This window comes from Pseudomonas putida (assembly GCA_041071465.1).
Taxonomy (GTDB): Bacteria; Pseudomonadota; Gammaproteobacteria; order Pseudomonadales; family Pseudomonadaceae; genus Aquipseudomonas; species Aquipseudomonas putida_P.
In genome coordinates this window covers 5,482,838-5,509,185 of record CP163498.1, presented here as the reverse complement: position 1 = coordinate 5,509,185, position 26,348 = coordinate 5,482,838, and the positions used below count along the sequence as shown (strand labels likewise).

At 63.3% G+C, this 26,348-nt stretch carries 25 protein-coding genes and 2 pseudogenes; 12 read left to right on the top strand and 15 right to left on the bottom strand.

What is annotated here, in order from left to right; translation table 11 throughout:
• The first annotated feature begins 55 nt into the window (after positions 1–55).
• A complete protein-coding gene (locus AB5975_25330; GenBank protein XDR19782.1) occupies positions 56–1,048 on the top strand; it encodes a bile acid:sodium symporter family protein in 993 nt (330 codons plus the stop codon).
• Positions 1,049–1,094: 46 nt separating this feature from the next.
• Here the strand turns inward: AB5975_25330 and AB5975_25325 are convergent.
• Positions 1,095–1,686: pseudogene (locus tag AB5975_25325) on the bottom strand (DUF4157 domain-containing protein).
• The gene (locus AB5975_25320; GenBank protein XDR19781.1) at positions 1,673–2,236 is read right to left on the bottom strand and encodes a TetR/AcrR family transcriptional regulator; all 564 of its coding nucleotides are present in this window, start codon (positions 2,234–2,236) and stop codon (positions 1,673–1,675) included. Before AB5975_25320 ends, AB5975_25325 begins: the two are co-directional and overlap by 14 nt.
• A gap of 89 nt (positions 2,237–2,325) precedes the next feature.
• On the opposite strand from AB5975_25320, the gene AB5975_25315 reads away from it, so the two are divergent.
• Together AB5975_25315 and AB5975_25310 are read left to right on the top strand one after the other, a co-directional pair.
• Positions 2,326–3,057, top strand: a complete 732-nt coding sequence (locus AB5975_25315; GenBank protein ID XDR19780.1) for an SDR family oxidoreductase — start codon at positions 2,326–2,328, stop codon at positions 3,055–3,057.
• A 29-nt stretch (positions 3,058–3,086) separates the two neighbouring features.
• Entirely contained in the window at positions 3,087–3,701 is a 615-nt protein-coding gene (locus AB5975_25310; GenBank protein ID XDR19779.1) for a 2-hydroxychromene-2-carboxylate isomerase, read from the top strand.
• On the opposite strand, the gene AB5975_25305 is transcribed toward AB5975_25310, so the two are convergent.
• The 5 genes from AB5975_25305 to AB5975_25285 form a co-directional block, all read right to left on the bottom strand.
• Positions 3,674–3,973 (bottom strand): hypothetical protein, encoded by a 300-nt coding sequence (locus AB5975_25305; protein ID XDR19778.1) that lies wholly within the window; start codon positions 3,971–3,973, stop codon positions 3,674–3,676. The two genes, AB5975_25310 and AB5975_25305, sit on opposite strands and share 28 nt — an antisense overlap.
• Before the next feature lie 2 nt (positions 3,974–3,975).
• Positions 3,976–4,521 (bottom strand): cupin domain-containing protein, encoded by a 546-nt coding sequence (locus AB5975_25300; GenBank protein XDR19777.1) that lies wholly within the window; start codon positions 4,519–4,521, stop codon positions 3,976–3,978.
• Positions 4,522–4,602: 81 nt separating this feature from the next.
• Positions 4,603–5,808: an MFS transporter gene (locus AB5975_25295; protein XDR19776.1), complete on the bottom strand. Its 1,206-nt coding sequence runs from the start codon at positions 5,806–5,808 to the stop codon at positions 4,603–4,605.
• Between the two features lie 86 nt (positions 5,809–5,894).
• On the bottom strand, positions 5,895–6,428 hold the full coding sequence (locus tag AB5975_25290; GenBank protein XDR19775.1) for a cytochrome b: 534 nt from the start codon (positions 6,426–6,428) through the stop codon (positions 5,895–5,897).
• Positions 6,425–7,477, bottom strand: a complete 1,053-nt coding sequence (locus AB5975_25285; GenBank protein XDR19774.1) for a catalase family peroxidase — start codon at positions 7,475–7,477, stop codon at positions 6,425–6,427. The genes AB5975_25290 and AB5975_25285 overlap by 4 nt, the downstream gene beginning before the upstream one ends.
• A gap of 124 nt (positions 7,478–7,601) precedes the next feature.
• Here AB5975_25285 and AB5975_25280 point away from each other — a divergent pair, with 124 nt between their 5' ends.
• On the top strand, positions 7,602–8,123 hold the full coding sequence (locus AB5975_25280; GenBank protein XDR19773.1) for a sigma-70 family RNA polymerase sigma factor: 522 nt from the start codon (positions 7,602–7,604) through the stop codon (positions 8,121–8,123).
• Entirely contained in the window at positions 8,120–8,872 is a 753-nt protein-coding gene (locus AB5975_25275; GenBank protein XDR19772.1) for an anti-sigma factor, read from the top strand. Before AB5975_25280 ends, AB5975_25275 begins: the two co-directional genes overlap by 4 nt.
• A 39-nt stretch (positions 8,873–8,911) precedes the next feature.
• Here the strand turns inward: AB5975_25275 and xthA are convergent, their stop codons facing one another.
• Positions 8,912–9,724 (bottom strand): exodeoxyribonuclease III, encoded by an 813-nt coding sequence (xthA, locus tag AB5975_25270; protein XDR19771.1) that lies wholly within the window; start codon positions 9,722–9,724, stop codon positions 8,912–8,914.
• Between the two features lie 162 nt (positions 9,725–9,886).
• Here xthA and AB5975_25265 point away from each other — a divergent pair, with 162 nt between their 5' ends.
• The 3 genes from AB5975_25265 to AB5975_25255 are packed head-to-tail and all read left to right on the top strand — an operon-like array spanning position 9,887 to position 16,003.
• A complete protein-coding gene (locus AB5975_25265) occupies positions 9,887–10,537 on the top strand; it encodes a GNAT family N-acetyltransferase (protein XDR19770.1) in 651 nt (216 codons plus the stop codon).
• Positions 10,538–10,589: 52 nt separating this feature from the next.
• Positions 10,590–12,332, top strand: coding sequence for an autotransporter assembly complex family protein (locus AB5975_25260; protein ID XDR19769.1), 1,743 nt, complete (start codon positions 10,590–10,592; stop codon positions 12,330–12,332).
• A complete protein-coding gene (locus tag AB5975_25255) occupies positions 12,329–16,003 on the top strand; it encodes a translocation/assembly module TamB domain-containing protein (GenBank protein ID XDR19768.1) in 3,675 nt (1,224 codons plus the stop codon). The genes AB5975_25260 and AB5975_25255 overlap by 4 nt, the downstream gene beginning before the upstream one ends.
• A gap of 19 nt (positions 16,004–16,022) precedes the next feature.
• Here AB5975_25255 and AB5975_25250 read toward each other — a convergent pair whose 3' ends face one another.
• The 4 genes from AB5975_25250 to AB5975_25235 form a co-directional block, all read right to left on the bottom strand.
• Positions 16,023–16,577 (bottom strand): DUF2589 domain-containing protein, encoded by a 555-nt coding sequence (locus AB5975_25250; protein XDR19767.1) that lies wholly within the window; start codon positions 16,575–16,577, stop codon positions 16,023–16,025.
• 74 nt (positions 16,578–16,651) lie between these two features.
• Positions 16,652–17,296 (bottom strand): DUF2589 domain-containing protein, encoded by a 645-nt coding sequence (locus AB5975_25245; GenBank protein ID XDR19766.1) that lies wholly within the window; start codon positions 17,294–17,296, stop codon positions 16,652–16,654.
• Between the two features lie 64 nt (positions 17,297–17,360).
• Positions 17,361–17,741: a Mor transcription activator family protein gene (locus tag AB5975_25240; protein XDR19765.1), complete on the bottom strand. Its 381-nt coding sequence runs from the start codon at positions 17,739–17,741 to the stop codon at positions 17,361–17,363.
• 249 nt (positions 17,742–17,990) lie between these two features.
• Positions 17,991–18,449: a hypothetical protein gene (locus AB5975_25235; protein ID XDR19764.1), complete on the bottom strand. Its 459-nt coding sequence runs from the start codon at positions 18,447–18,449 to the stop codon at positions 17,991–17,993.
• 151 nt (positions 18,450–18,600) lie between these two features.
• Between AB5975_25235 and AB5975_25230 the strand changes: the two genes are divergently transcribed.
• Positions 18,601–18,789 (top strand): hypothetical protein, encoded by a 189-nt coding sequence (locus tag AB5975_25230; GenBank protein XDR19763.1) that lies wholly within the window; start codon positions 18,601–18,603, stop codon positions 18,787–18,789.
• A gap of 36 nt (positions 18,790–18,825) precedes the next feature.
• Here the strand turns inward: AB5975_25230 and AB5975_25225 are convergent, their stop codons facing one another.
• Entirely contained in the window at positions 18,826–19,200 is a 375-nt protein-coding gene (locus AB5975_25225) for a fe2+ zn2+ uptake regulation protein (GenBank protein ID XDR19762.1), read from the bottom strand.
• A 196-nt stretch (positions 19,201–19,396) separates the two neighbouring features.
• On the opposite strand from AB5975_25225, the gene AB5975_25220 reads away from it, so the two are divergent.
• Positions 19,397–21,706, top strand: coding sequence for an acylase (locus AB5975_25220; protein ID XDR19761.1), 2,310 nt, complete (start codon positions 19,397–19,399; stop codon positions 21,704–21,706).
• Positions 21,707–21,772: 66 nt separating this feature from the next.
• On the opposite strand, the pseudogene AB5975_25215 reads toward AB5975_25220, so the two are convergent.
• Together AB5975_25215 and AB5975_25210 are read right to left on the bottom strand one after the other, a co-directional pair.
• Positions 21,773–22,494: pseudogene (locus AB5975_25215) on the bottom strand (UDP-2,3-diacylglucosamine diphosphatase).
• The gene (locus AB5975_25210) at positions 22,491–22,991 is read right to left on the bottom strand and encodes a peptidylprolyl isomerase (protein XDR19760.1); all 501 of its coding nucleotides are present in this window, start codon (positions 22,989–22,991) and stop codon (positions 22,491–22,493) included. The pseudogene AB5975_25215 and the gene AB5975_25210 overlap by 4 nt, the downstream one beginning before the upstream one ends.
• A gap of 248 nt (positions 22,992–23,239) precedes the next feature.
• Here AB5975_25210 and AB5975_25205 point away from each other — a divergent pair, with 248 nt between their 5' ends.
• Together AB5975_25205 and cysS are read left to right on the top strand one after the other, a co-directional pair.
• On the top strand, positions 23,240–24,943 hold the full coding sequence (locus AB5975_25205; protein XDR19759.1) for a glutamine--tRNA ligase/YqeY domain fusion protein: 1,704 nt from the start codon (positions 23,240–23,242) through the stop codon (positions 24,941–24,943).
• Positions 24,944–24,952: 9 nt separating this feature from the next.
• On the top strand, positions 24,953–26,335 hold the full coding sequence (cysS, locus tag AB5975_25200) for a cysteine--tRNA ligase (GenBank protein XDR19758.1): 1,383 nt from the start codon (positions 24,953–24,955) through the stop codon (positions 26,333–26,335).
• Positions 26,336–26,348 lie beyond the last annotated feature (13 nt).

Below are 26,348 nucleotides of genomic sequence, written 5' to 3'. Positions count from 1 at the left end.
GAAAAGCCGCAGACCTTATCGTCTGCCCTTGCACAATGACAAGATGGACACAGTGATGAAGTATCTACGCATGTTATTCGACAATTTCACCCTGGCCTTGCTCGGGGTGGTGCTTATCGCCACCGTGCTGCCTTGCTCGGGCGATGGCGCGGTGTATTTCGGCTGGCTGACCAACCTGGCCATCGGCCTGCTGTTCTTCCTGCATGGCGCCAAGCTGTCGCGTGAAGCGATCATTGCCGGTGCCGGGCACTGGCGCCTGCACCTGCTGGTGTTCGCCTGTACGTTCGTGCTGTTCCCGCTGCTGGGCCTGGCATTCAAGCCGCTGTTCGTGCCACTGGTGGGTAACGAGCTTTACCTGGGCGTGCTCTACCTGTGCGCCTTGCCGGCTACCGTGCAGTCGGCCATCGCCTTCACCTCGTTGGCCCGTGGCAATGTGCCGGCGGCGATCTGCAGCGCGGCGGCTTCCAGCCTGCTGGGTATCTTCCTGACGCCGTTGCTGGTGATGATGTTGTTGGGCGCCAGTGGTGATACGGGCTCTGGGCTGGATGCGGTGTTGAAGATCACCCTGCAACTGCTGGTGCCGTTCGTTGCTGGCCAGATTGCGCGGCGCTGGATTGGCGCCTGGGTCAAGCGCAATGCGCGGTGGCTCAAGGTGGTGGACCAGGGGTCGATCTTGCTGGTGGTGTACACGGCCTTCAGCGAGGCTGTGGTGACCGGCCTGTGGCACACCGTATCGCCGCAGCACCTGGCCGGCTTGTTCGTGGTGTGCGGTATTTTGCTGGCGGTGGTGCTGTTTGGTACTCGCCTGCTTGGCAAGGCATTGGGCTTCGACCTCGAGGACCGCATCACCATCCTGTTCGCCGGTTCCAAGAAAAGCCTGGCTACCGGCGTACCCATGGCCCAGGTGTTGTTCGTGGGCAGTGGTATTGGCGCGATGATCTTGCCGCTGATGCTGTTCCACCAGATTCAGCTGATGGTGTGTGCTGTGCTGGCGCAGCGTTACGCCAGCCGTGAGCAGGTGGCGCAAGAGGCTTCGGCGGCGCCCTGACTGTCACGTAGCAGCAGATGCCGCACCCGCGCAGCGGCAACTGCTGCTATCTGGCCTGCCCGGAAGTACGCTCGCGCAGCGCCTTGCTCACCCGGCCTCGATCTTGTAAGCGGGGCCTTCCAGGTCGTCATAGTTGCGCGTATAGCGTCGGGCAAACTCCTCCACGCCCAGTTCCTGGTACTGCTGCACATGCTTGAGTTCGTGCGCCCACAAGGCCACGTTGTCCTCGGCATCGTTGGCACGGCGGAAGATGATCGTGTCGATCAGTGTCACGGCGTTCACATCGGGGTTCTGCAATAGCGCATTGGCTGCGCTCATCTGTTGCTCATCCCCACCCGAAAGCGCGCCGCATCGAGCACGGCAAAGTCGTACCAAGGTTCAAGTTGCGCCCGAATATGCAACGGAATCGGCTGCACTCCGCTGGCCGTGGCCTCGTCGCGAGCCTGGCGCAAGGCGTAGGTCAGACTGGACGAGGCCATCACCTCAACATCCTTGAGGATCTGCCCGGCCTGGCCAGGGTCGATCGGGGCGCAGAAGCAGCCCATCAGGCACACCTGGTACTGGCCTGGCGGGCAGGCCTGTTCGGCGAACGCTGGCAGGGCCAGCAGCAACCCCAGCAGGGCACTAATCCGCCTCATGCAAGGCCTGTTCGACAAATTGGCGGCTGGCGTCCAGTACCTGCGCTTGTACGCTTTCACTGGCCAACATGCGCCCGACCAGCAGTGCGCCGACGCACTGGCTGATCAGCACCCAGGCCAATTGTTCATCCTCCAGGGTTGTGCTCCAGGCACGGTGCAGTTCCAGCAGCCAGTGCTCAGCCACTTCACGCACCGGTGCTTCGGCGCGGGCAATTTCCACTCCCAGTGGCGGCAGTGGGCAGCCACCCTCGGCATTGTGCAGATGGGCCAGGCTCAGGTACTGCTGCAGGCAGCGGCCCAGGCGCTCGCGGTTGGCACCTTGGCTGGTCAGGCGTGTCAGCGGGCTGTTGCACAGCTCCTGGCGTACTACCTCGGTGAACAGGTCGTCCTTTGACGGGAAGTGGTTGTAGAAGGCACCGCCGGTCAGGCCAATCGCCTTCATCAGCCCTGCCACGCCGGTACTGGCGAACCCCCCGCGTTTGGCCAGCGCGCCGCTGCTGGCCAGCAACCGGTCGCGGGTTTGCTGTTTGTGTTCGTTGGAGTAGCGCATTCACATGCCTCTGCAAGCGGGCTTGACGAAGACCGCGATCATAACATAGCGTTCGTTTACTAAACGATCATTCACCAATGGAGGCGGGCATGACAGAACAACAAAAAGTGGTGCTGGTGATCGGGGCAGGGGACGCCACCGGGGGCGAGATTGCCAAGCGCTTTGCCCGTGAGGGCTACATCGCCTGCGTAACTCGGCGCCAGGCTGAGAAATTGCAGCCGCTGCTGGAGGAGATACGCGCCACTGGCGGCCAGGCCCACGGGTTTGGCTCTGATGCGCGAAAAGAAGATGAGGTAGCTGCACTGGTCGAGACCATCGAGCGCGATATTGGCCCAATCGAAGCTTTTGTCTTCAATATCGGCGCCAATGTGCCGTGCAGCATTTTGGAAGAAACCCCACGCAAGTACTTCAAGATCTGGGAAATGGCCTGCTTTGCCGGCTTTCTGACGGCCCAGGCGGTGGCCAGGCGCATGGTCCAGCGTGAGCGCGGCACGATTCTGTTCACCGGTGCCACTGCCGGTACCCGCGGCGCGGCTGGTTTTGCTGCCTTCGCCGGGGCCAAGCATGGCCTGCGTGCCCTGGCGCAGAGCATGGCGCGCGAGTTGGGGCCACGCAACATCCATGTCGCCCATGTGGTGGTGGACGGTGCCATCGACACGGCCTTCATCCGCGACAGCTTTCCCGAGCGCTATGCCCTCAAGGACCAGGATGGCATCCTTGATCCGGCGCACATTGCCGACAGCTACTGGTTCCTGCACGCCCAGCCTCGCGATGCGTGGACGTTCGAGCTGGACCTGCGCCCCTGGATGGAACGCTGGTAAGCCCCTATCACCCCGCAAGGACCCTAAGCATGAACAAGACTGTCGATTTCTATTTTGACCTGGGCAGCCCGGCCAGCTATCTGGCCTGGACCCAACTGCCGAGCCTGTGTGCCCGCCAAGGTGCCACACTGCGCTACCAGCCAATTCTGCTTGGAGGGGTGTTCCAGGCCACCGGCAACGCCTCGCCGGCGACGATCCCGGCCAAGGGGCGCTACATGTTTACCGACCTGGCACGCTTTGCCGCACGCTACGAGGTACCGTTCGGGATGCCATCAGGGTTCCCGATCAATACCCTGGCCTTGATGCGCGGCGTGCTGGGTACCCAGTTGCGTTCACCGGAGCGGTTCGAGGCCCTGTTGTCGGCGCTGTTCAATGGGCTATGGGCACAACGCCGCAACCTGGGCGATAACGCAGTTCTGGATGAGACGCTGACCCAGGCAGGCTTCGACCCGCAGGTATTTCACGGGTTGACGGCTGACGGTGAGGTAAAAGCTGCGCTGAAGCAGGCAACCGAGGCGGCTGTGGCGCGCGGGGTGTTTGGTGCGCCCACCTGCTTTGTGGGCGATGCGATGTTCTTTGGCCAGGACCGCCTGGACTTTGTCGAAGAAGCGCTGCGTCAGGGCGCCAGCAGCTTCTCCAGCTGAGTGCGCTCCCACAGGCTGAGCAGGTCGGTGGGGTTGGTGCCGTAGCGCTGCCAGTCCTCAAGCCCGGCCTGTTCACCGTCGGGGGCCTGGCAATGAATGCAATGTGCCAAGCCTTCGGCATCCAGGGCCAGCGTCAATCGCCAGCCCTGGATGTCGACATCGACCAGACCGCCATCGTGGCGTGCACTCACCTCCAGGTGCTGCACACCAAGGGCCGCGTTGCGCAGGCGCTGGTAAATATCCCGAGTGTTCAGTGCACCGCTGCGCGCCAAGATCAGAAATTGGCCGGCGTGTTGGCGCTGATGATCTCGGCCTCGTCCGGGCCGATGTTCTTGAAACTGTGCGGCAGGGTAGTGGGGATGTAGTAGCCGTCGCCCGAGTTGAGCACGCTGACCTGCCCATCGACCCACAGCTCTACGGTGCCGCGGGTGACCAGGCCACATTCTTCGCCCTCGGCATGCACGATCGGCTCGCCCGAATCGGCGCCGGGTGCATACAGCTCGCGCAGCATGCGCATCTGCCGGCCTTCGACGCTGGCGCCGACCAGCAGCATGCGCAGGCCGTTGCGGCCCAGATCCGGTTGTTCGCCACCCCGGAACACGTAGCGCTCTTCACGCACCGGCTCGTCGAAGCTGAAAAACTCCGCCAGGCTCATGGGTATGCCTTCGAGCAGCTTTTTCAGGGAGCTGACCGAAGGGCTGACGCGATTCTGCTCGATCTGCGAGATCGTCGAATTGGTCAACCCGCTGCGGCGGGCCAGTTCCCGTTGGGAGAGGTTGTTGCGTTCACGCACCAGTTTGAGTCGCGTCCCCGTGTCCATAGCCGCCTTGTAATCAGAGGTGTCAATAATAATGAGCGATGCGCATTAAAACACACTCTGCGCGCTTGCGCGCTGTGCTTGTCAAACCCGCTGTTCACGTGGCATCGGCCACAGTCCGACGAGCAGCAACAGCACGGCTACGGCCAAGAATGGCAGGCGCGGATCAAGGGCATATACCAAGGTGCCGGCCAGCGGCCCGATCACCGCACCCATGCCCTGGGCAGCTCCCACGGAGCCGGCTGTGGCGCCCTGCTCGGAGGCGTGCATGGCATTGGCTGCCAGTGCCGAAAACGCTGGGAACACAAAGCCCATGCCGGCTGCCGCAACAAAGTAGCAAGCCCATAGCCAAGGGGCCGTGGTGGCCAGCGACCCGCAGGCAAAGCCCAGTGCCGATACCGTGGCACCTACCCGGATCATCTTCAGCGGTGGCCACTCTAGCTGGCGCAGCAATACCTGCGCCAGCATCAGCGCTACGCCCACCGTGGTCAGCGCGATGCCGGCAGCCTGGGCCGCTTCGGCGGGGCCCAGATGCAAGCGGTCGAGGGCAAAGAAACCGACGATGATCTGCGACACGGTCACGCTGAGCATGGCGCTGAATGCCACCAGCAACGGCCTGCGCAGGCGCGGGTCGTTCAGCCGCACCGGGCTGGGGGCGTGGGCGTGCGGCAGCGCCTGTGGTTTTAGGGTAAAGAGCAGCACGAGGAAGGCCGTGGCCGGTAGCAGCGACATGATGTGGAACGGCAGGCTCAGGCTGTGCCGTGCCAGTAGCGCCGCCAGCGCTGGCCCGACCACCAGGCCGACGGCGTTGGCCGCGCCCAGCGAGGCCATGGCCCGGGCCCGGCGTTGCGGCTCGACATGGTCGGCTATCAGCGCATTGCAGCCCACTGGGATGGCGGCGTAGAAGGCGCCGATGCAGCCGCGGGCGACGATCAGGCCGATGAACGCCAGGGTCGCGCCCGGCAACCAGCGCAGCGCGCCTTCAACGAACAGGCATAGCAGCCAGTAAGCCAGGGTGAAGCCGGCGCTGCCCAGCAGCAGGATGCGCCGGCGGCCGAGGCGATCCGATAATCGCCCCCAAGGCCGGGCCAGCAGCACCCAAACCACGCCAGCCACGGTTACGGCGGCGCCAGCTTGCCAGGTGGCCATGCCGAGTTGGCGGGCAATCGGGCCGATCAAGGCGACGAAGGCCATCATCGACATGGTACAGGCCATGTTGGCCAGCAGCAGCGGGCGCAAGTCCAGGGTGCTGGCAGGTAGCAGGGTTGCAGGATCCTTTGCGACGTTCATAGGGCAGTCCAGGGCAGTACGGCAAATAGAAAGCCGATCTTATTAAGAATGATTATTGATTGTCGAACGCCCCGGCATGCAGCAGGTCATTCGCTGCGGCGCAAGGGGCCAGGCCACATGCTACGCAACACACCGTCGCGGCGCACCCATGCATGCATCAAGGCTGCACCCACGTGCACCAGCACCGTGGCGAACAGCAGGTAGCCGGCCCAGCCATGGGCCTGACGCAGCACGGCATACAGCTGCAGGTTGTGCGGGGCGATGGCGGGTAAACCGAGCGGGCGCGGGTAGTCGCCCGCCGATAGCATGGCCCATCCCAGCAGCGGCATGGCCAGCATCAGCCCATAGAGCAGCAGGTGCGAGGCCCCGGCGGCCCAGCGCTGCAGCACTGGCAGGTCGTGTGGCAGCGGTGGGTGCGGCACGCTCAGGCGCACGGCGATGCGCAACAGCACCAGCACCAGCAGGGCCAGGCCGGTGGCCTTGTGCAGGCTGATCAGCAGCGGGTGGCGTGGCGACAGGTCGGCGACCATGCTCACGCCGATGAACAGCATGGCCAGGATCAGCACGGCCATCAGCCAGTGCAACAGACGGGCGAAGGGGTGGAAGGCTTCGGGTTTCATGGACGGGCTCCAGTGCTGAGCGATTCACGGCTGCGGCGGTTGAAGGATTCCGAATAGGCGGCGGACCGGGCGGCGAGGATCGGGTCGCCGGACGCTTCGATACCCCGTGGCAGAATCAGCGGGTCGAAGTTCAGGTCGCGGCAGGCCCCTTGCTCTGGAGCGTCGACGTGCTCCAGCACCAAGGTGCCGGCGTCCACGCTACGACGCTCGGCGGGCCAGAGGCGGGCAGGGTCATCCACGGCATCGCCCGGTTCGGCCAGCACCAAACGCAACGTCCAGCGCAACGGGGCCTGGGCCAGGCGTTGCTGCAGGTCGTGTTGCAGGAACTGTTTGTCATCAACCTGGCCAGGTAGTGCGGCAAACGCGGTTTGTGGCTCGAGCTGCCAACGCACCGGGTGGGCCGTGCCAGCTGAGTCGATCAGGCGGAAGGCATTGATGCTGTGATACTGCGTGCTGGCGAAGCTGTCACTTGGCTTGTAGCTCGCCGCCCACTGGCGAAATGCCGCGCTTTCGGGGTGGGCGGCGAAGAACGCTTGCATCTTGGCCGGGTTAGGTTTGCCGGTGGCCGGGTCGGGCGCGCCCGCGAGCACTTGCTCATAGAACCCTTGCGGGGTACTGACCGCCAGCACCGGCGGGTTGTTCATGCCGGTACGCCAGACCTGGCCGTCGTCGGTGCTGAGTTGAACTGCCAGGCTGCGCACCGGGATGCCTGTATCCGGGGCGAACGGGTTGGCACCGCCGATGGCGAAACGGCCGATAACCGGCACCCGTTGCTGGCTGAAGGCGCGTGCAATGGACAGGTTGGCGGCCTGCCCGCTGGGCTGGAAGTAGCCGCTCACGCACAGGCCCTTGGCGTGGTTCTTGCGGTAGCCCGGGTAGTGACCGGCCTGGGCCTCGAAGGTGTCGATGATGCGCTGTGGCGTCAGCCGGGGTTCGCCGAGCCAGCCGGCGGCATAGGCAAAGCCGGCACCTGCGGCCAGCATCACGGCGCCAATGGCTGCCAGGCGCAGCGCTTTGGCCGGGCCGTGCAAGGGTGAGTTCATGGTCATCGTCCGGTTCAGGGAAGGTGCCAGTACGACGGAGCAGGGAAAAACTTATTCCATCGCCGGGAATAGAATTTGTTCACAGGCGTCTGCCCTTTACACTGACAATCCCAAAGGCCGGTACCTAGCGATGCATGACCTGGACGACCACCAGTGGCGCGAACTGCTTGCCCGTCTGCGACGCTTTGCCGTGTGGCTGACCCGCGAACCGGGCAGCGCCGACGACCTGGTGCAGGCAACGGTCGAGCGGGCCCTGAGCCGGCGCGACCAGCAACGTGACGCCGATGCCCTGCGCGCTTGGTTGTTCACCATTCTTTATCGACAGTTTCTCGACGGTAAACGCCGCGAGCGTCTGCATGCGCGTTGGTTGTCCTGGTTTGGCGGCAGCGGGCACGACGAGGAGCCTGTCGGTGACAACCTCGAAGCCATCGTCCTGGCCCAGGCCGACCTGCAGGCGTTTGCCCGGCTGACGGCGGAGCAGCGTGCCTTGTTGCTGCTGGTCAGCATCGAAGGCCTGAGTTACAAGGAGGCCGCCCAGGCTTTGGGCATCCCAATCGGCACTGTGATGTCGCGCCTGTCGCGCGCGCGCAATGCCTTGCGCGAATTGACCGAGGGCAACCCCCAGCCACCGGCCTTGCGGAGACTGAAATGACCCGTCTGATCCCCAGCGAAGACGAACTGCATGCTTATGTCGATGAGCGCCTGGAGCCTGTGCGCCGGGCCCAGGTGCAGGCCTGGCTGGAGGCCAACCCGCAGGCGGCGGCACGGGTGGAAGGTTGGCGTGCCGATGCCCGCCGGCTACGCGTGGCGTTGGCCGGGTTTGATGACCTGCCTGGTGCCGCGCAGCTGGAATTGGGCCCGTTGCGTCGGCAATTGCGCCAGCGCCGGCAGCGGCGTTGGGCCGCTGCGGCGGTGGTGATGTTAGCGCTGGGTGTGGGTGGTTTAGGCGGTTGGCAAGTGCGCGATGCAAGCTTGGCGCGCGTTGACTTGCCCATGGCCGACGCTGTGCAGGCGCATCGCTTGTTTGCTGGCAGTGAAGCCTTGGATATCCAGGCCAGTGACCCAGGGCAGTTGCGCGACTGGCTTGGGCGCCATTTCAGCCGCGTGGGCCAGCTGCCGGACCTGGCGGGCTATGGCTTCAAACCGGTGGGTGCGCGCTTGCTCAGCAACGAGCAAGGGCCGGCGGCGTTGCTGGTGTTTGAAGATGGCAAGGGCCAGCGCATCAGCCTGTTCCTGCGCTCACCCGGCGAGCAATATCGGCGCATGCCGGACGGTCAGCGGGTCGACGGTCAGCTGGAGGCGCGGTATTGGTCGCATGGGGCGTACAACTTTGCTTTGGTCAGCGCGGCGGACGATGTGCGCGGAGCGGGGGTGGGGGAGGCGTTGCGGTTGGGGTTGTGAGTGAGGCCAAGGCATGCACCTTGGCGCCCACCCTCCGACTCAGCTCAATTCCAGCCAGATCGGCGCATGGTCCGACGGCTTTTCCATTGCGCGCAGTTCATAGTCCACACCTGCTGCCTTGATGCGTGGCACCAGATGCTGCGAGGCCATGATCAGGTCGATGCGCAGCCCGCGCTTGGGGTCGTCCTCGAAGCCGCGGCTGCGGTAGTCGAACCAGCTGAAGCGGTCCGTCACCTCCGGGTACAGGTGACGGAAACTATCGACAAGGCCCCAGCCTTTCAAGCGTTCCATCCACTCGCGCTCTTCCGGCAGGAAGCTGCACTTGCCGGTCTTCAGCCAGCGCTTGGCGTTGTCCGCACCGATGCCGATATCGCAGTCCTGCGGCGAGATGTTCATGTCGCCCATCACCAGCAGTGGCTGGTCGTTGCGGAACTGGCCTTCGAGCAGGGCCTGCAGGTCGCTGTAGAAGCGCTGCTTGGCCGGGAACTTGGTGGGGTGGTCGCGGCTTTCACCCTGGGGGAAATAGCCGTTCATGATGGTGATCGGGTTGCCGTCGGCATCAGGGAAGGTGCCCCAGATAAAGCGGCGCTGGGCGTCGTCTTCATCGGTGGCAAAGCCTTTGTGCAGGCTCAGCGGCGCCTGGCGCGACAGCAGCGCCACGCCGTAGTGGCCTTTCTGGCCATGGTAGTGCACGTGGTAGCCCAGTGCCTGCACGTCGGCCAGCGGGAACTGATCGTCGCTGACCTTGGTTTCCTGCAGGCCGATCACGTCCGGCTGGTGCTTTTCGATCAGCGCCGCCAGCTGGTGCGGGCGGGCCCGCAGGCCGTTGATGTTGAAACAGACGATCTTCATGGAAAGACAATCCCGGTAAAAGCCGCGATGCTAGCCGACATCGTCCATCATCACCAGCATGGCGGCATGGTCATCCTGCTGCTAACGTGCTCCAGGGGGTGAACGAAGCGCGCAGGGGCACCTCCAAGGCACTGTACGCCCATTCCAGGAGGTCTGCCCGCAATGCCCGAAACCACAGCCGCTCCGGCCCGTGTCTGCTTGCTCGATGATGGTTACAGCCGCGAAGCGCGTTCATTGCTGTACAACGCTTACCGCCATGAGCCTACCTTCGCCTACATCTTCGAGGCCCAGCGCCCCGGTTATGAGCGGCGCTTGCGGGTGATGGTGCGCGAATGGGTGCGCCAGCACTTCTATCTGCAACTACCCGCCATCGGCTTGCTGGTAGAGGATCGCCTGATTGCCCTGGCCCTGATCGTGCCGCCACTGCGCCGCCTGGGCGTGGCCGACAGCTGGGCCTGGCGCCTGCGCATGATGCTGGGTACAGGCCTGCGCTGCACGCGGCGCTACATGGACTACCAGGCCGCGCTGGCCACCTGCCTGCCCACTGACCGGGTGCATGTGCTGCCATTGCTGGGGGTGCACCCGCAATTCCAGGGCAAACACTACGGCGAGCAATTGTTACAAGCTGTGCACGACTGGTGCGCGGAGGACCCAGGCACCCAAGGGGTCGTGCTGGATACCGGTAACGAGCACTACCTGGCTTTTTATCAGCGCCAGGGTTATGAAGAGATAGGCGAGGTAGCTGTAGGACCAATCCGAGAAAGGGTGTTCTTTCATCCTAATCCAATCTCTTCAAATTCCGCTTTTGCCTGAACAGGCCGCCAGGCGGCTCCCTTGAGCGCCTGGCTCTGGTAGCATTCGCCGCATGACGTATTCAGGAAGATTCACCTGGGGCCTGGTTTTCTGGGCCGCCAGTTTCGCAGCGTGGGGCCAGAGCGAGTTGCTGGTGAAGGTAAAACCGGCCAACAAGGCGCTCAAGGCCAATGTCGAAGGCTATATCGGCACCTTGGGTGACCGCGATGAAGAAGCACTTTTACGCTTCAGTCGCGGGGCCGAGGAGCAGGCGCGCAAAGCGGCGCAGGCACTTGGCTACTATCAGGCACAGATCGATACCGAGGTAAAACCCGCCAGCGACGCTGACCATTCCCCGCAACTGATCATCAGCATCAACCCTGGCGAGCCCATTCGCCTGCGCAACGTGACTGTGCGCATCGAGGGCCCGGCCAGCGAAATGAAGGCCTTCCGCGTGCCTGACAGCAAGGCGCTGCGCGCGGGTGAGCAACTCAATCACGGCCTTTATGAGGATGCCAAACGGCTGATCCAGAACCAGGCGTCGCGCTACGGTTTCTTCAGTGGACGTTTCAGCAGCCAGCGCCTGGCTGTGGACCCGCAGGCCGGCGTGGCCGATATCGAACTGGTCTACCAGAGTGGCCCGCGCTATCGCCTGGGCGCTGTCACCTTCGGGGGCGACACGCCGTTGGATGACGATCTCTTGCAGCGTATGGTTTCATTCAAACCGGGCACCCCCTACGACTCGGAACTGGTCGCCGAGCTGAACAATGACCTGCAATCGAGCGGCTATTTCGAAGGTGTGCGCGTAGACGCGGCACCTACTGCCGCCGTAGGTGAAGAAGTCCCGGTGGATGTCCGTCTGGAAACCCGTAAACCACGCACCCTGGGCCTGGGCCTGGGTTTCTCGACTGACGTCGGGCCGCGCGGCAAGGCCAACTGGACCCGCCACTGGGTCAACCCGCAGGGCCACAGCTACGGTTGGGAAACCGAGCTGTCCGCACCACGGCAGAACGTCGGCCTGTGGTACGACATTCCCCTCGACCCGCCGCTGACCGACAAGCTGCGCTTTGCCGGTGGCTACCAGAATGAAGAGCTTGCCGGTACCGACACGCTCAGCAAGCTGTTGACGGTCGGCCCCGAGTGGCACAGCAAGCTGCCCAGTGGCTGGCAGCGGGTGATATCGCTCAAGTACCAGCGCGAGGAGTATCGCCTGGGCGACGACTCCGGGCTGAGCAACTTGCTGATGCCTGGCGTGAGCTATTCCTTCCTGCGCAGCGACAACCGCATCGACCCACACAACGGCTATCGCCTGCAATTCGATGTGCAGGGCGCCAAGGAAGGGCTGGTTTCCGATACCAACCTTCTGCACGGCAACGTATTGCTCAAAGGCCTGACCACGCTGGGCCAAAACCACCGCTTTCTCGGTCGCGTGCAGTTTGGCGGCAGCGCGACCAATGGCTTCAAGAACAGCATTCCGCCTTCGCTGCGCTTCTTCGCCGGTGGCGACCAGAGCGTGCGCGGCTACGACTACCAGACCCTGTCGCCGAAGAACAGCGACGGCGACCGCATTGGCGGGCGCTACCTGGTGGCTGGCAGCGTCGAGTACCAATATTCGCTGACCGAAAAGTGGCGGGTTGCGACGTTCGTCGACCAAGGCAACTCGTTCAACAACCTGGAGCTGCCCAGCCTCAAGACCGGTGTTGGCTTTGGTGTGCGCTGGGTGTCGCCGGTGGGGCCGTTGCGCCTGGACCTGGCCAAAGCGCTGGATGACGAAGGGGGCATTCGCCTGCACTTTTCCATGGGGCCCGAGCTGTGAAACGCGTGATCAAATACATTCTGCTGGGCCTGCTTGGGGTAGTCGCGAGCTTGGGCCTGGCACTGGGCCTGCTGCTGGGGACCGAGGCTGGCAGCCGCTGGGCACTGGGCAAGGTGCCCGGGCTCGAAGTGGCCGATTTCCAAGGGCGCCTTGCGGGCAGTTGGCAAGCTAGCCAGCTGATCTGGGCCGACGCCGGCAGCAAGGTAGAGGTACAGGCGCCGATGCTGGCTTGGTCGCCTGTTTGCTTGCTACGCGCCAGGTTGTGCATCGACCGGTTGCAGGCCGAACGCATCGACATGGCCTTTGCGCCAAGCCCCGAACCCACCGACAACGCACCGCTGCAATTGCCGACCCTGCGCTTGCCACTGGCTATCGAGCTGGGCGAGGTCAAGGTTGGTCAGCTGCGCCTGGATGGCAGCGAACTGCTTGGCGACTTGCAGCTCGCGGCGCACTGGACCAACAGCGGGATGCGCATCGACAGCCTGCGGCTGCAGCGCGACGACCTGAATTTGAACCTGCAAGGCGACCTGCAGCCCGAAGGTGACTGGCCGCTGCAACTGCAGGCGCAACTGCAGTTGCCTGCGGTAGAGGGCAAGCCTTGGCAGCTGGCACTGACTGCCAGCGGTGAATTGCAAAAAAACCTGAAACTGGCTGGCACCAGCAGTGGTTACCTCGATGCCACGCTGAGCGGCCAATTGCAGGCATTGGCCGAACACCTGCCAGCTACCTTGCAGATCCGCTCCGAGGCATTCAAGCCGGCTGGCACGTTGCCCGACACTTTGCAGCTGAACCAGCTGAAGCTCGACGCCCAGGGTGATTTGCTCAAGGGCTATCACCTGTCGGGCACGGCCAGCCTGCCCGCCGAACAATCGCCGATCGCCCTGGCCTTGTCCGGGTTGGTGGACAGTAAAGGCGCCAGGCTCGATGCCTTGGACCTGACCGCCAACGACAACCAACGGGTCAAGTTGCAAGCGACGGCTGACTGGCAGCAAGGCCTGAGCGCCGATGCGAAGCTGGACTGGCAGGATTTCCCGTGGTTGCGCCTGTACCCCTTGGAGACTCCGCCTGAGGTCACCCTCAAGCGCTTCAATACCCAGGTGCATTATCGCGATGGCAATTACCAGGGCACCTTCAAGGGTGAGCTGGACGGCCCGGCGGGGGCGTTCAGCCTGGCCAGCCCGTTCGAAGGCGACCTGAGCCAGGTGAAACTGCCACAGTTGGCGCTGACTGCCGGCCAGGGCAAGGCCGCCGGCAGTGTCGCCGTGCGTTTTGCCAACACGCTGGCCTGGGATGTCGACTTGCAGCTTTCCGCGCTCGATCCGGCCTATTGGCTGGCCGAGCTACCGGGCACCCTGGCGGGGCCACTGCGCAGCAAAGGCGAGCTTAAAGGCGAGGCGCTTACCCTCGATGCCCAGCTCGACCTTAAAGGCCGCCTGCGTGGCCAGCCAGCCGTACTCAAGGCCGAAGCCCAGGGGGCAGGGCAAAACTGGACCCTGGGCGCACTGGCTATCCAGCTGGGTGACAATCGCATCAACGGCAGTGGCAGCCTGCAACAACGGCTGGCCGGGCGAATCGACCTCGACTTGCCGCGCCTGGGCCAGTTGTGGCCGAGGCTGCAAGGGCAGGTCAAGGGGCGGCTGGATGTCGCCGGGACGCTGCAGGCTCCGCAAGGTACCCTGACCTTGCAAGGTCAGCGCTTGGCCCAGGCCGAAAACCGCCTGCAGCAGCTGGACCTGGAGGCGCGCCTGGACAACGCTCAACGCGGCGTTGTCGAGCTCAAGGCCACAGGTATTCACCTGGGTGACACGGCCTTGGGCACGCTGCAGGCCAACGGCAAAGGCGACATTCGCCAACAGGCCGTGACTCTGGCGTTGGACGGCCCGCAACTCAAGCTCGACCTTGGCCTGGATGGCCAGTTGAACAAGGGTGACTGGCGTGGTCGTCTGGCCAGCGGGCGGATTCAGGCCGGCGGCCAGGATTGGCAGTTGCAGGCCCCGGCACGCCTGCAGCGGCTGGCCAGCGGTCAGCTGGACTTCGGGGCCCACTGCTGGCGCTCCGGGCAGGCCAGCCTGTGTGGCGAGGACCAGCGCCTGGCCCCCGAGCCCCGCCTGCGCTACCACCTCAAGCAGTTCCCACTGGACAGCCTGGCCCAGTGGCTGCCGAAGGACTTTGCCTGGCAAGGCCTGCTCAATGCCGATATCAACCTGGACATCCCGGCCAGCGGCCCCAAGGGTACTGTCGTTGTCGATGCCAGTGGCGGCACCCTGCGGGTACGCGACAAGGGCCGCTGGATCGACTTCCCGTATCAGGCCCTGCGCCTGGACAGCACGCTGGCACCGCGACGCATCGATACGCGCCTGGCGTTTCGCGGTGAGCGTCTGGGGGAACTGAGCGTCAACGCCCGGCTCGATCCGCTAGGCAAGAACAAGCCATTGTCGGGTGATTTCCGCCTGGCCGGGCTAGACCTGTCGGTGGCCCGTCCGTTTGTGCCGATGGTCGAACGCCTGGCCGGGCAGCTCAATGGCAGTGGCCGGCTTTCAGGTACTTTGCTGGCGCCGCAGGTCAACGGTAACCTGATGCTCAGCGGTGGTGAAGTCAGTGGTGCAGAGCTGCCGGCCAGCCTGCAGGACCTGTCACTGCAGGCACTGATCAGCGGTGAGCAGGTGCAGCTCAACGGCAATTGGCGCAGTGGTGAGGCTGGGCGTGGGCAGTTGAGCGGCAACCTCACCTGGGGCCAGGCGCTGGGCATGGACGTGCGTTTGCAAGGCCAGCAACTGCCGGTCACGGTCGAGCCCTATGCCGCACTGGAGGTGGCCCCAGACCTTACCTTGCGCCTGATCGACGACAAGCTGGCGGTGACCGGCAAGGTACAGGTGCCCAAGGGCAAGATCACCGTTCGCGAGCTGCCGCCGTCCACCGTCAAGGTGTCGGATGACACGGTAATCGTCGGTCACCAGACCGAAGAGGGCAAACCGCCCATGGCGATGGCCATGGACATCGACGTCGAAGTGGGCCAGGACAAGCTGTCGTTCAGCGGCTTTGGCCTTACCGCCAACCTGCTTGGCCATGTGCACATTGGTGATAACCTCGACACCCGTGGCGAGCTGAGCCTGGCAGACGGCCGCTACCGTGCCTACGGTCAACGCTTGACCATCCGCCGAGCGCGGCTGCTGTTCGCCGGCCCAATCGACCAGCCGTACCTGGACATCGAAGCAATCCGCAAGGTTGACGATGTGATTGCTGGTATCCGCCTGAGCGGCAGCGCCGAACAGCCCACCACGAAGGTGTTCTCGGAGCCGGCCATGAGCCAGGAGCAGGCGCTGTCGTACCTGGTACTGGGGCGGCCATTGGGCACCTCCGGCGAAGACAACAACATGCTCGCCGAGGCGGCCTTGGGCTTGGGGCTGGCCGGCAGTGCCGGCATTACCGGCAGCCTGGCGTCGAGCCTGGGCATCGACGACTTCCAGTTGGATACCGAAGGGTCGGGCAACAGCACCAGCGTGGTCGCCAGCGGCAACCTGACTGAAAAGCTGAGCCTGCGTTACGGGGTAGGGGTGTTCGAACCCGCCAACACCATCGCCTTGCGTTACAAGTTGAGCAAGAAGGTCTACCTTGAAGCCGCCAGCGGGCTGGCGAGTTCACTGGATATCTTCTACAAACGCGACTTCTAAGCCTGCGCCGGGGCGGTCGTCAACGGACGATGGCCGCCTCGATGAACTCATTGGTGTCGGTTGGGGGCGGCGATTGGGTAGCGCGTACCGGGACGATCAGGCTGGTGTATTCCTCGATCAACCGGTTCAGCGCCTCCGGCGGCTCACTCGCCTGGAACTGCATGCGGATCTGCACTTCGTCTGGGTCCCGGCTTTCACCCTGACGGCCCTGGCCGCCGATGGTCACCTTGAAGCTGGCGGCCTTGCTCTCGGCTGCCGTCAGCAGCGCCTGTTGCGCTTCAGTACCTTTGACCCTTACAGACAAATCGACCTGCATGCGCTCCAGGGCCAGGCCCTTGGGTGATACCAGGGCGAACAATGGAACGCGCATGATGTGCTGGCCGTCCATCGCCACCTCGACCATCTTGGCCTTCATAGGGGCGCCCAACGCCTCGGTGTCGCATTCGAAGAACTGGTCGAAGAGGTTGATGTACTGCTGGGCGATCAAACTGTTGGTGGCGCTGGCGGCCTCTTGCAGGCCACGGGTGATCTCGCGCAGGTCGATGGAGGTCATGGGGGCAGGGGGCTTTTGCAACGATCCGACTCCTCAAGCCAGGTTATGCCCCTCTCATTGCGGGAAGAGGGGCTCGAGGGTGAAGTGCAAGGGTCTTAAGGGGTCGGTAGTTTTTCAGGCTCAGGCCCTTTCAAGGTATCGGCCTGGGAAATTTCGTCCGGGCTTTCCAGCGCGGCCGTTCTGACAACGGTTGGCTTGGTCGCGGCGTCAGTCAGAAACTCGATTACCCTCATCATCGCTTCGGGCGGTTCCTGGCGTTTCAAGGTCGTGTTGAAGGCATAGCGGGCGCGGGTATCTGTCTTGCGGGTTTGCGTGGACTTGTGGCTCACGCTGCCTTTCACGTTCAGCTTGAACGGCCCCCAGCCCAGGGAGGCGGTCGTTTCTGCATTCATGTCCTTGCTGGATACATCTTCGGACATCTGGCTGATGACCAGCTCGAACTCGACATTACCCTCTTCAATGGAAATGTTCGGGTGGGTAATGGCCGCCAGCAGCGGCACTTTCATGGTCTTGCTGACTACACCCTTGTATTCGCCTTGTTCGTCGACGATGGTTTCGTCGTAGTCGAACTGGATGGCGACGGCCTTGCCATCCTGGACGCACACCTGCATCAGGAAGTCGGCGTACGATTTACTGGCAGTCACCTGCGCCTGGACCATGGCCTGCAAGGGGCCAGCAATCAGGCGGTCCATCGGCAGGGCGTTGATGACGGAGCCAATCAGGCTGTTATCTATCGACATATAAGGAAACTCATCTTCTGGTGGGTTGAGGCAACCGCATAAGGGCTGCTACGGTGCTTGGGTATCAGCGAGTGCAAGGCTCCTGGCGCCGGATGTTGCCGATCTGGCGCAGGCTCAGGCCGTACTTGTTCGCCAGCAGGCTGCGTGACAAGCCGTTGGCGCTTTCCTTCTGGATCTGCTGGTTGCGCAGTTGGCGCAGAAAGTGGTCAGCCTTGGGAATTTCCAGTGCGACCCCGGCAAAGCGCTTGATCAGTGCGTCTAACGCTTCGGCTGGCTGCACGTCGGCGAGCTTGGTGCGCTCGCGGTGCTTGGGAATGTATTTGGGCCTGCCGCCGTAGGCGCAGGTGAGCTGGTAGGCGTTTTCGATACCGATACACTCGATCAAGGCCTGCAACGAGTGGGGCAGTTGGCTGATATCGATCTGGCTCAAATCTGGCAGTTGCATATGGCGCTCCTTCGGGATGGGTGGATGTGCGACCCGATCACCCACGGCGTTATGTCGAAGGTGTGAGCAAATTCTGTGCGACAGCCAAGGCGCGTCGCTAGGCGACATAGGGGCTGGGGGTTGTAGCTTCGGTGAGTAGGTTTTGCAGGCAACGATATCTGGCGGTGTAGGAAATCGCGTTGACTTCCGGCTGTACCGTAAGGCGACCCATCTGGTTACTCCCATTGATGCGAATGGGTCAGGCAACCATCAGTCGCACGGATAGCTGCTCAGCAAGCTGGCGCTAGCCAGGTAGGCGTGAGGGGTGGCGCGCATGCCTTGGGGCAATGTGCGCCAATCGACCAACAGGCAAAGCGCATGCAACGGCTGCCCGTTGCGCTGGCCAATGGCCGGGCCGGCAAAGCTGCGGCGGTACAGTGCCTGTGTCTGGCGCAGTGCCTGTACCTGGTCGGCCTGGGCCAGGGTTTGCCGAGCCAGGTCGGGTAACCGGGCCGCAGGCACGCTGAAATGTACCGGCGCAGCACCAGCCTGCAGGTAGCCGGCCTGGCGGACACGTTGCCACAATTGTTGCCATTGGCTGGCACCGGCATGGGTAGCCAACTGGTGGCCCAGTTCGAGCAGGTGTTCGTCAGGCGTCTGCTGGGTGTCCAGCGCATGAAGGGAGAGGGGGGACAGAAACAGCGATGCGAACAGCAACGTTTTGTACATGGTGCCTCCGGCATGGGTGCTTGGAACTCCCATGCTTTCAGGCCCGCGCTGCCCCACCCAGCAGGAAATACAGCGCTGTGGGCAGTGACCGTTGTATCATTGCCGCCGCTCGTTGCGAGCCATTTGCCCCTGATGTTGCAAGGAACCTTCGATGACACACGTGCAGCGCCTCAAATATTCACTTTTGATCATCCTGGTGGTATTGGGCCTGATGCTGGGCCTGTCCCATCTGCAGAAGCAGGGCACAATCAGTGAACAGACCTTCCAGATGCTGGCCATCGCCATTGCCGTGGTGGTCGTGGTGATCAACGGCATTCTGCGGCGCAAGGTCAAGCCCTGATCTGCGCGGGCCGGCCAGGCATGGCCGGCCATGCGCTCAGCGCGAGAGTGTTTGCTCCAGTACGGCACGCGCCTGGGGGTTGAGGCTGTAACATTTGTCGCTACCCAGCTGGATGACGCCTTCGGTGCACAGGCGCTTGAGTACTTCGCGCACACTGAGGAACGACAACGGGATATCCAGTTGTTCCAGTTGTGCATGCACACCGCGCACGCCAATACTGCGGCCATTGCGGTCGGCGGCGTGCAAAGCGTCGATCACCTTGAGGCGGATCAGGCTGGTGCGCAGGCCGAAGGTGCGCAGCAGCTCGCGGATCTGTTCATTGCCGATGCGTTCTTCAGAAAAAGCGTCCTGTCCATTGGGCGCTTTGCCTGGGACGCGCCCGGCCTGGATCGAGGGTTGCGGGTTGTACATGTGAATGCTCCTTTTCGTGGACGAACCCGAAATGTGGTTGCCTCACTTACTAGGACGAATGAGAACGCAAAAACTGCAACTCACTCGTAAAAAAAATGCCTGCTCCTCATCAAGACGTTCCATCGCCTTGTAATACGTAAAATTTTCATCTGGCCATTCGTCTGATCGGGATGACCCCCGAATCCGAGGAGTGCCCGTGTTTCCACTTTCCCGTCCCATGACGTGCGCCGGCCTGGCCGCTGCCCTGGTGGCCTTCAGTATCGGCGTACAGGCGCAGCCCGCCGTAGCCGATACCAGTGCCCAGATCCGTCGCACCAGTTTTGGCGTGCCGCATATCGTGGCCAAGGATGAGCGCGGCCTGGGCTATGGCGTTGGCTATGTCTATGCCCAGGACAACCTGTGCCTGCTGGCCAATGAAGTGCTGACCGTGAGCGGTGAGCGATCGCGCTTTTTCGGCGCCAAGGGCAAGACCCTGGAGCAGCGTGACAACCTGGCCAGCGACCTGTTTTTCACCTGGCTCAACAGCCCGGCGGCGGTCGATGCGTTCCTGCAGGCACAGCCAGCGCCGGTACAGGCACTGCTGGCGGGTTATGCCAGCGGCTACAACCGGGCATTGGCCGAGCGCCGTGGCCAAGGGCTGCCCGCCGAATGCGGCGAGGGTGAGTGGGTGCGGCCTATCAGCAGCCAGGACCTGGTCAAACTGACCCGCCGGTTGCTGGCCGAGGGCGGTGTCGGGCAGTTCGTCGAGGCGCTGGCGGGGGCACACCCTCCAGCACTGACCCGCCAGGCATCCTCAGCGGGTTTTGCCGCTGCGCTGGCCCGGCAGGAGCGGTTCGCCTCGGAGCGTGGCAGCAATGCTGTGGCAGTAGGTGCGCAGCGTTCGGCCAATGGCCGCGGCCTGTTGCTGGCCAACCCCCACTTCCCGTGGATGGGCGGCATGCGCTTTTACCAGATGCAACTGACCATTCCAGGCCAGCTCGACGTGATGGGCGCAGCATTACCGGGCCTGCCGATGATCAACATCGGTTTCAACCAGCACCTGGCGTGGACGCACACCGTCGACACCTCTAAGCACTTCACCCTCTACCGCCTGCAGCTCGACCCCAAGGACCCGACGTGCTACTTGCTCGATGGCAGGTCGCTACCGCTGGCCCGGCAAACCATCCGTGTGGCGGTCAAGGCCGAGGATGGCAGCCTGAGCCAGGTAGAGCGGCAGGTCTACAGCTCGCAGTTCGGCCCGGTGGTGCAATGGCCAGGTCGCCTGGACTGGGATGTGCATGCGGCCTACAGCTTGCGTGACGCCAACCTTGAGAACACACGTGTACTGCAGCAGTGGTACCAGATCAACCGTGCCGACAGCCTCGCGGCATTGAAGGGTTCGGTCGAGCAGTTGCAAGGCATCCCTTGGGTCAACACGCTGGCCGTGGACCAGGGTGGGCGGGCTTTGTACCTGAACCAGTCGGTCGTGCCCTATGTCGACCAGCAACTGCTGGATACCTGCAGCAACCCGCAGGCGCAAGGGCGCGTGGTGGTGCTGGATGGTTCGCGTAGCGCCTGCCAGTGGAAGGTGGACGCGCAGGCGGCGCAACCGGGCATTTTCCCGGCCCGCTTGCTGCCGAGCCTCGAGCGTGAAGACTTCGTGCAAAACTCCAACGACCCGGCCTGGATGGCGAACCCTGCACAGCCGCTGACCGGCTACTCACCCTTGGTCAGCCGCAATGACCAGCCGCTGGGCATGCGTGGCCGTTTTGCCCTGCAGCGTTTGCAAGGCACCGCCCGGTTGGGTGTGGATGAGCTGCAGCGCATTGTCACCGATGACGAGGTCTACCTGGCCAGCCTGGTGCTGCCGGACCTGCTGCAATGGTGCAAGGGTGCCAGCGCGGATGTGCAGGCCGTGTGCAGCAGCCTGGCTGCCTGGAACGGCAAGGCCGACCTGGACAGTGGCATTGGCCTGGTGCATTTCCAGAATCTGTTCACTGCCTTGGCCGAGCACCCGGAAAGCTGGCGGGTGGCGTTCGACCCGGCCGACCCGCAGCACACCCCGCGCGGCCTTGCGGTCGAGCAAGCCGCGGTGCGTAATCTGGTACACGATGCAGCACTGGCGTCGATCAAGCAGGTAAGTGAGAGTGGCGTGGCCGGGGAGGCGCGTTGGGGGCAGGTGCAGCAGGCGCTTGATGGCACGCCGGTACCGGGTGGCCCGCAGGCGCTGGGGGTGTACAACGCGATTTACAGCGTGCCGCACGGGCACGGCAAGCGGCTGGTGGTCAGTGGTACCAGCTACCTGCAACTGGTCAGCTTCACCGACAAAGGGCCAGAGGCGCGTGGGCTGCTGGCGTTCTCGCAGTCCAGCGAGGCCGCTTCGGCGCACGCCAGTGACCAGACCAAGGCCTTCGCGGCCAAGCAACTGGCGCTGATACCGTTTACCGAGGCACAGATCAAGGCGGACCCTGAGTACCGGGAGTCGGTGATCAGTGAGCGGGACAAGGGGGCAATGGCGCAGCAGTAAGGCATGCTGGCCACTTCGCGGGTCACCCCCGAAGTGGCCAGTGCTGGCAACCCGCTGGTGTCGGGGTCAGGAAAACTCGAACGGCGCCAGCTGGAACCCTTGCTCGTCAACCTGCAGGGCCCAACCCCGGCGGTCCAGTCGCCCAGCACGATGCGCCGTGCTGGCTGCCCATCGACCATCAGCTTGTGGATCGCCGGGCGGTGGGTATGGCCATGCACCAGCGTGCGCACGCCATGCGCCGCCATCACCTTCGGTACTTCCTCCGGCGTGACGTCGACAATTTCGGTGGATTTCATCCGCGTTTGCGTGCGGCTTTCGCTGCGCAGCTTGCGCGCCAGCTTGTAGCGGGACGACAACGGCAGGTGGCGCAAAATCCACAAGCTCAGCGGGTTGCGCAGCAAACGGCGCATTTTCATGTAACCCAGGTCGCGGGTGCACAAAGTGTCGCCATGCATCAGCAGCACCTGTTCACCGCCCAGCTCGATCACGCTGGGGTCGCTCAGTAGCGTGCAGCCTGCGGCGTCGCAGAAGGCCTGGCCAATCAGGAAATCACGGTTGCCGTGCATCAGGTAGATGGCCGTGCCGCTGTCGCTCAGCCGGCGCATGGCCTGGCAGATCGACTGCTGGAAGGGCGTCATGGCATCGTCACCGATCCACGCTTCGAAAAAGTCGCCAAGAATGTACAGCGCCTTGGCGTGGCGGGCACGGCCATCGAGCAGATCAAGAAACGCCCGGGAAATATCCGGGCGTTCTTCTTGCAGATGCAGATCGGAGATCAGCAGTATCACTCAATGATCTCGGCTTTCTCGATGATCACGTCGTCTTTCGGTACGTCCTGGTGACCCGCTTTGGAGCCGGTGGCGACTTTTTCGATAGCGTCGACAATTTCACGGCCTTCGATCACTTCGCCGAACACGGCGTAGCCCCAGCCCTGCACGTTCTTGCCGCTGTGGTTGAGGAAGTCGTTGTCGGAGGCGTTGATGAAGAACTGCGCCGAGGCGGAGTGCGGCTCCATGGTGCGGGCCATGGCGATGCTGTACTTCGTGTTCTTCAGGCCGTTGTCGGCTTCGTTCTGGATGCTGGCGCGGGTTTTCTTCTGGCTCATGCCGGCCTCGAAGCCGCCGCCCTGGATCATGAAGCCCTTGATGACACGGTGGAATACGGTGCCATCGTAGTGGCCGTCCTTGACGTACTGAACGAAGTTTTCGGTAGTCAGAGGCGCTTTCTCGGCGTCCAGGTGCAGGACGATGTCGCCGTGGTTGGTGCTCAGTTTGACTTTGGACATGCTGAAACTCGCTCTTTCAAGGCAATCAGAAATTAGGGTGCGCAGTGCGCGGGTTATCACCTGACGCAGGATCAAGCGAACTCGACACATGGCGCGCACTGGCCATTTTGCCAGGCTGCGGCAAAAAGCCGTGATAAATCACATCAGTTTGTTTGGGCCCGACTGTCAGCAGCTTGACTGCTTCGGCTATGATAGGCCCTTTGATTCAATCGGCCTACCCAGGCTGGACACACGCATTCAAGGATCCTATGAGCAAGCCCACTGCCGACAACGCGCCCAACGCCGCTGCCAAAGGCGCCCCCGCTGTCCCTGCGAACTTCCTGCGGCCGATCATCCAGGCCGACCTGGACTCGGGCAAGCACAGCAGCATCGTCACCCGTTTCCCGCCGGAGCCCAATGGTTATCTGCACATCGGCCACGCCAAGTCGATCTGCGTCAACTTTGGCCTGGCAAAGGAATTCGGCGGCGTCTGCCACCTGCGTTTCGACGATACCAACCCGGCCAAGGAAGACCAGGAGTACATCGACGCCATCCAGAATGATGTCAAGTGGCTGGGTTTCGACTGGGCCGGCGACGTGCGTTATGCCTCCGACTACTTCGACCAGTTGCACGACTGGGCGGTCGAGCTGATCAAGCAGGGCAAGGCCTACGTCTGCGACCTGACCCCTGAGCAAGCCAAGGAATACCGCGGCACCCTCAAGGAGCCGGGCAAGAACAGCCCGTTCCGCGAGCGCAGCGTGGAAGAAAACCTCGACCTGTTCGCCCGCATGAAGGCCGGCGAGTTCAAGGACGGCGAGCGCGTGCTGCGGGCCAAGATCGACATGGCCTCGCCGAACATGAACCTGCGTGACCCGATCCTGTACCGCATCCGCCATGCCCACCATCACCAGACCGGTGACAAATGGTGCATCTACCCCAACTACGACTTTACCCACGGCCAGTCGGACGCCATCGAGGGCATTACCCACTCGATCTGCACCCTGGAATTCGAAGGGCATCGTCCGCTGTACGACTGGTTCCTCGACAACCTGCCGGTGCCGGCACATCCGCGCCAGTACGAGTTCAGCCGCCTGAACCTGAACTACACCATCACCTCCAAGCGCAAGCTCAAGCAGTTGGTGGACGAGAAACACGTCGACGCCTGGGACGACCCACGCATGTCGACCCTGTCGGGCTTCCGTCGCCGTGGCTACACCCCGGCCTCGATCCGCAACTTCTGCGAAATGATCGGCACCAACCGTTCCGACGGCGTGGTCGACATGTCGATGCTGGAGTTCAGCATCCGTGACGACCTGGACCGCACCGCACCGCGCGCCATGTGCGTGCTGCGCCCGCTGAAAGTGGTCATCACCAACTACCCCGAAGGCCAGGTCGAGCAGCTTGAGCTGCCACGTCACCCGAAGGAAGACATGGGTGTGCGCGTGCTGCCGTTCTCCCGCGAGCTGTACATTGACCGCGACGACTTCATGGAAGAGCCGCCGAAGGGCTACAAGCGCCTGGAACCGGCTGGTGAAGTGCGCCTGCGTGGCAGCTACGTGATCCGCGCCGACGAAGCCATCAAGGATGCCGACGGCAACATCGTCGAGCTGCGTTGCTCGTACGACCCGGACACCCTGGGCAAGAACCCTGAAGGCCGCAAGGTCAAAGGCGTGATCCACTGGGTGCCGGCCGAGGGCAGCGTCGAGTGCGAAGTGCGCCTGTACGACCGCCTGTTCCGCTCGCCGAACCCGGAAAAGACCGAGGAGGGCGGCAGCTTCCTGGACAACATCAACCCTGGTTCGCTGCAAGTGCTCAGCGGTTGCCGTGCCGAGCCGTCGCTGGCGCAGGCGCAGCCCGAGGACCGCTTCCAGTTCGAGCGCGAAGGCTACTTCTGCGCCGACCTGAAAGACAGCCAGCCGGGCCGCCCGGTGTTCAACCGCACTGTCACCCTGCGTGACTCCTGGGGCAGCTGAGGAACCACCGTGCTTACCATTTACAACACCCTGAGCAAAGCGAAGGAAACCTTCAAGCCGCTGGATGGCAACAAGGTGCGCATGTACGTGTGCGGCATGACCGTGTACGACTACTGCCACCTGGGCCATGGTCGCAGCATGGTGGCCTTCGACCTGGTCACCCGCTGGCTGCGCAAGAGCGGCTATGACCTGACCTACGTGCGCAACATCACCGACATCGATGACAAGATCATCAATCGGGCCAACGAGAACGGCGAAACCTTCGACGCGCTCACCGCCCGCATGATCGACGCGATGCACGAAGACGAGCGTCGCCTGAACATCCTGCCGCCGGACCAGGAGCCGCGTGCCACCGACCATATCGCCGGCATGCACGCGATGATCCAGACCCTGATCGACAAGGGTTACGCCTACGCCCCGGGCAATGGCGACGTGTACTACCGCGTCGGCAAGTTCGTCGGCTATGGCAAGCTGTCGCGCAAGAAAATCGAAGACCTGCGCATCGGCGCACGCATCGAGGTCGACGAAGCCAAGCAGGACCCGCTGGACTTCGTGCTGTGGAAAGGCGTCAAGCCGGGCGAGCCGAGCTGGGAGTCGCCATGGGGCCCAGGTCGTCCGGGCTGGCACATCGAGTGCTCGGTGATGTCCACCTGCTGCCTGGGTGAGAGCTTCGACATTCACGGTGGCGGCAGCGACTTGGAGTTCCCGCACCACGAGAACGAGATTGCCCAGAGCGAGGCGGCCACTGGCAAGCAGTACGCCAACGCCTGGATGCACTGCGGCATGATCCGTATCAATGGCGAGAAGATGTCCAAGTCGTTGAACAACTTCTTCACCATCCGTGACGTGCTCGAAAAGTATCACCCGGAAGTGGTGCGCTACCTGCTGGTGGCCAGCCACTACCGCAGCGCGATCAACTACTCGGAAGACAGCTTGCGTGATGCCAAGGGCGCGCTGGAGCGCTTCTACCACGCCCTGCGCGGCCTGCCACGGGTGGCGGCCAAGGGTGGCGAAGCGTTCGTCGAGCGCTTCAGCGTGGCGATGAACGACGACTTCGGCACCCCTGAAGCCTGCGCTGTGCTGTTCGACCTGGTGCGCGAGATCAACCGCCTGCGCGACAGCGACCTGGAAGCGGCTGCCGGCCTGGCTGGTCGCCTGCGCGAGCTGGGTGATGTGCTGGGTGTGCTGCAGCTGGAAGCCGATGACTTCCTGCGTGCGGGTGCCGAAGGCAAGGTCGATGCTGCCGAGGTGGAAGGCCTGATCCAGGCGCGTCTGCAGGCGCGTACGGACAAGAACTGGGCAGAGTCGGACCGTATTCGCGACCAGCTCACCGCCATGGGCGTAGTGCTGGAAGACAGCAAGGGCGCGACTACCTGGCGTCTGGCTGACTGATCGGCGTATAGGG